The organism is Limnofasciculus baicalensis BBK-W-15 (assembly GCF_024178385.1).
GTDB classification, from domain to species: domain Bacteria; phylum Cyanobacteriota; class Cyanobacteriia; order Cyanobacteriales; family Coleofasciculaceae; genus Limnofasciculus; species Limnofasciculus baicalensis.
Genome location: NZ_JAMZMM010000406.1, coordinates 1 through 4,868, shown reverse-complemented (window position 1 = coordinate 4,868; position 4,868 = coordinate 1). Strand labels below are relative to the sequence as shown.

General features: G+C 43.0%; 4 protein-coding genes. 2 read left to right on the top strand and 2 right to left on the bottom strand.

Annotation, left to right across the window (positions count from 1 at the left end):
- Positions 1 to 75: 75 nt before the first annotated feature.
- Positions 76 to 507 (bottom strand): hypothetical protein, encoded by a 432-nt coding sequence (locus NJ959_RS25460; RefSeq protein ID WP_254014555.1) that lies wholly within the window; start codon positions 505 to 507, stop codon positions 76 to 78.
- A 44-nt stretch (positions 508 to 551) separates the two neighbouring features.
- Positions 552 to 1,550: a UDP-glucose 4-epimerase GalE gene (galE, locus tag NJ959_RS25455; protein WP_254014556.1), complete on the bottom strand. Its 999-nt coding sequence runs from the start codon at positions 1,548 to 1,550 to the stop codon at positions 552 to 554.
- A 398-nt stretch (positions 1,551 to 1,948) separates the two neighbouring features.
- Between galE and NJ959_RS25450 the strand changes: the two genes are divergently transcribed.
- A complete protein-coding gene (locus tag NJ959_RS25450) occupies positions 1,949 to 2,929 on the top strand; it encodes a YdcF family protein (protein WP_254014554.1) in 981 nt (326 codons plus the stop codon).
- A gap of 175 nt (positions 2,930 to 3,104) precedes the next feature.
- Positions 3,105 to 4,850, top strand: a complete 1,746-nt coding sequence (locus tag NJ959_RS25445) for an ABC transporter ATP-binding protein (RefSeq protein ID WP_254014553.1) — start codon at positions 3,105 to 3,107, stop codon at positions 4,848 to 4,850.
- Positions 4,851 to 4,868 lie beyond the last annotated feature (18 nt).

The window sequence follows — 4,868 nt, the reverse complement described above, 5'->3', positions numbered from 1 at the left end:
GAGTGGGGAATGGGGAGTGGAGGGGAAAACTATTTTTTTACTTCATATTTCATACTTCATCCTTCATCCTTTTGCTTACTTTTGTTTTGCTTCGAGAGCAGTAGCGATGCGTTGTAGTGTTTCTATCAATTCTCCAAGATTCTCCAAAGACTCATTTTGACGTTCTGCTAAGGTTTGCACTGCATCACTTAAGGCAAAGAGTTGATACCCCTGTTGTTGCACTTGCTGTCCTTGATGTTGCACGCTGACAGCAAGGGCATCGATTCGAGTCGCTAGACGCTCAACAGTCTCGGTAGTCGTAAGAACCGCTTGACCTATTTGTCCGACAATTGCCTCCAAGCGACTCATGCGAGCTTCTACAGAAATCGTAGCTTTTTGCGCTGGATTTGGATTGCTTTGAGTCTTTACAGGCTGAGTTTCGTTATTCACTAGCAATTCTTTTAACCCAAAATTAACTAAAAAATTCAATGATGAAGGATGAAGGATGAAGGTTGAAGGTTGAAGCATAAGAAAATATCATACTTCATCATTCCTATTTCATACTTCATCCTTCATCTATGACGCTGTTGATGCCACTGCCAAGCATCGGTGATAATTTTGCTTAAGTCTGGGTATTGAGCGCACCAACCGAGAATTTCTCTAACTTTGTCACTACTACCCACTAAAATAGGGGCATCCCCAAGACGGCGATCGCACTCGATGATTTTTAGCTCTTTTCCGGTCACTTGCTTGGCTGTTTCAATCACCTCTCGCACGGAGAAGCCATTACCATTCCCTAAATTAAACACTTCGCTTTTACCTCCTGCCAGGAGATATTCTAGAGCTAGGATATGAGCATTTGCCAGATCGCTAACATGAATATAATCTCGCAAACAGGTACCGTCGGGCGTGGGGTAATCCGTTCCGCAAATGGAAATGGACTCCCGTTTCCCTAAAGCAGCAAGAAGTACCAAGGGAATCAGGTGAGTTTCTGGGTGGTGATCTTCCCCCAATAACCCCTCTGAGTTAGCTCCAGCAGCGTTGAAGAAGCGAAAGACTATTGAGCGTAAATTATAAGCTCTATCGAAATCCTCCAGCATTTGCTCCATCATCCACTTACTAGTAGCATAGGGATTGAGGGGATCTTTAGGATGATCTTCGGTCATGGGTAATTGCTTAGGCATCCCGTAGACGGCGCAGGTGGAAGGAAAAACTAATTTTTTCACATTAGCAGCCACCATCGCTTCCAAGAGGGTGAGAGTGCCACTGACGTTATTGCGGTAATATTTGGCTGGGTCGCTCACCGACTCACCTACGGCGATATAAGCAGCAAAGTGTAGTACCGCCGCGATCTTGTACTTGGCAAAGAGCCGATCTAACATTGGGCGATCGCAAATATCCCCCACTACTAACTCTACCTGTAATATATCTGCCACAAACTCTTGATGTCCGCCGACCAGGTTATCAAGTACAATAACCCTGTAGCCTGCCCTAGAGAGCGCTAACACGGTATGAGAGCCAATATATCCGGCTCCGCCAGTCACTAAAATTATTGGTTTGACTTGCAGCACGCTAACACCATTCACATGTTTCGATTTATAAGACAATAGCCTGAAAACCCCGTGACTTTAGTTCGGGGAAACGCGCTATCCGTTCCCGGAGGGTAAGGCAGTCGCAGGATTTATCCTGCCATGATATTGTTAAAACGTCAGTACTGAGACATAAAAACCTACCGACCGACTGGGGGAAAGTCTACGACTGAGGATAGATCCTTGTAAGGCTAGGATAGCAGACCGCCAAAAGGCAAAAAGATTGCGCGAAGGTTTGCCGCTCGGGATATTAAGGCGCTTGATGTCTTAAGAATCCCCGTGTATGGAAGACCGGGGAGTGTCAAAGCCTAACAGGAGTTAGATTAGAGTCAACGACCCGCCGCTAACCGCTTGTTTATTTATTCACAGGAGCGATGGTTATGCCGTTTCTACTACTTACCCAAATATTGCTGTGGATACTAATCACAGTGATGCTCTATAAGCTCTTCAAGGACATCATACCAAAAGAGTATTTTACCTTAATAGGGGCTTTGTTTTTGTTTGCTGTGATTGTGATGGGGTTTTTCTTACCTTCTAATCAATTAGTGTCATCTATTTGGAATGTTCTATCATTTCCTCTCAAGCCTGTGGGAGCATGTATCCTACTCTTAGGCTTTGCGATACGGAACGATCTAGCTAAATCTAAGAACCAAGTTTTAGCAGCTTTACTGATTTTGCTGCTATCGAGTACCCCATTATTTTCTAACTTGCTGGCGCAGGGTGCTGAACAACGAGCCTTTACACCTCAAGAGGCGGGAACGAAAACCGCTTCTGCGATCGTCCTGATCGGACAAGGAACCACCCAACCTAATATACCACCTCGAACTCAAATTCAACTAACAGATACTGGCGATCGCATTCTTTATACCGCCCAACTATATCGGGAATCTGGTAACGATCCCTTAGTGATCGTTAGTGCTGGGCCAAGACCAAATTTGCAAGGAAGTAAAGACCAAATTACTGAAGGTAATGATATCCGCAGGTTGCTAATTCAATTGGGTGTTCCTGAAAGCCAGATTGTCGTCGATCCCAATAGTACGGATCTGCGTGGATCTGCTGAAGCATCAGAAAAAATATTAAGGGAAAGAGGTTTAGCTAACCAACGTGTTTTTGTAGTCAATTCTGCTGTCAATAGCAGTCGGACTCGACAAACTTTTAAAGATGTTGGTCTCACTAATGTGATGGCAAAGCCAACTGGTTTCTTCCGGTTTCAGTCTGGTTCAACTCCAAAATTAAACTTTCAAGTTGATTCTCTGATTCCTTCTGTCGAATCACTTAGCGTCACCACGCGGGTGTTTGAAGAATTTCTATCCTCGATTTACTACTACTTGCGTGGTTGGTTAGCACCGGGAAGCTTTTGATAGATTAGTTATTGGTTATTTGTTATTTGTTGTTTGTTATTTGTTATTGGTTATTTGTTATTTGTTGCAATCTGCTCAGAGCAAATTGTTGTTCGTTTTTGGTCGAACAAATGATAACTGAAACAGGCGAGATACCTATTAGACAACAAACAACAAACAACTAACAACTAGTAAAATGGCTAACTCCCGTATCAAAAAACTTGTTGGTTATCTGCGTCCTCACCGAACTCAGGTATACCAAGGTATTCTGGCTCTCCTAGTTGTCAATGGAATTGGCATTTACATCCCCTTACTGCTGAGGGATGGTATTGACAAACTCTCTACTGCTTTAAGCTTCGATAGCATCTGGCGTTTTGTTTTGCTCATCTTGATCCTCAGCTCTTTAATGTGGATCATTCGGATGGCATCGCGGATTCTGATTTTTGGAGTCGGACGTAAGGTAGAATTTGACCTCAAGCAAAAGATTTTCAAACATCTTCTAGCACTAGAACCTGCATATTTTTCCACGAATACATCGGGAGATTTAATTAACCGCGCTACTAGTGATGTTGATAATGTTCGGCGTTTATTAGGTTTTTCTATTTTAAGTTTGGCAAATATAATATTTGCCTACGGGATGACATTACCTGTAATGATGTCGATTAGCTTGAAGTTAACGGTAATGGCAATCGCGGTTTATCCATTCATGTTAATTATTGTCCAACTTTTTAGTGAGAAGCTGCGAAATCAACAGGAAGAAGTTCAGGAAGAACTATCTAACCTAAGCGAAATGATTCAGGAAGATATGAGTGGTATCTCCCTGATTAAAATTTACGCCCAGGAAGAAAACGAACGCTGCGCCTTCCGAAACCTTAATCAACGTCTATTAGCAGCAAATATAAATTTGGCAGGTACTCGTAATTTCCTGTTCCCAGTAATTGAAGCCCTCGCATATATCAGCTTACTAGCTTTGCTATGGTTTGGTTCCGCAGCAATTGCCAAAGGTGAGATTACTATTGGTGGTTTTGTCGCACTTATTATTTATGCAGATCGTTTGGTTTTCCCTACTGCACTACTAGGATTCACTATTAGTACCTATCAACGGGGTGAAGTTAGTATAGATCGAGTTGAATCGATTCTAATGGTTGAGCCGAAAATTAAAGAAGCCCAATCAGCAATTGAGCTACCATTACCTGTCAAGGGTGAATTAAAAGCTCGAAATCTTACCTATACCTTTCCTGGAGCTAAAACGGCAGCACTACAAGATATCACCTTCACTATTAATCCAGGGGAAACTGTAGCTATTGTCGGAGCAATTGGTTCTGGAAAATCTACTTTAGTAAATACTTTCCCCCGCCTGTTAGATATTGGTGTAAATCAATTGTTTTTAGATGAACATGATATCACGCAGTTAAGCTTAAAAGACTTGCGGGGTGCGATTGCTTACGTTCCCCAAGAAAGTTTCCTCTTCAGTGCAAGTATCAAAGATAACATTCGCTACGGTTCCCCTTTAAGCGAACAATCAGAAGTGGAATATGTCGCCAAGCAAGCACAAATATACCTCGAAATTATTAACTTTCCCCAACAGTATGAAACGATTGTGGGGGAAAGGGGAATTACTCTCTCTGGAGGGCAGCGACAGCGTACAGCCTTAGCGCGGGCGTTGCTCATGGATGCGCCTGTGCTGATTTTGGATGACGCACTTTCTAGTGTTGACAATCAAACCGCTACTCAGATTCTGGAAAATCTCTCTACTAGTGTAGATCGCAAAACTGTTATTTTTATTTCCCACCAACTTTCTGCTGCCGCCACTGCTGACCGGATTTTCGTGATGGAGGCAGGTAGAATTGTTCAAAGTGGCACTCACACTGAGTTAGTGGCACTTCCTGGTGTTTATAGTTCCCTTTGGAGTAAGAATCAAATGGAGGAAATTCTTCATTAGGGGAGTGGGGAGTGGGGA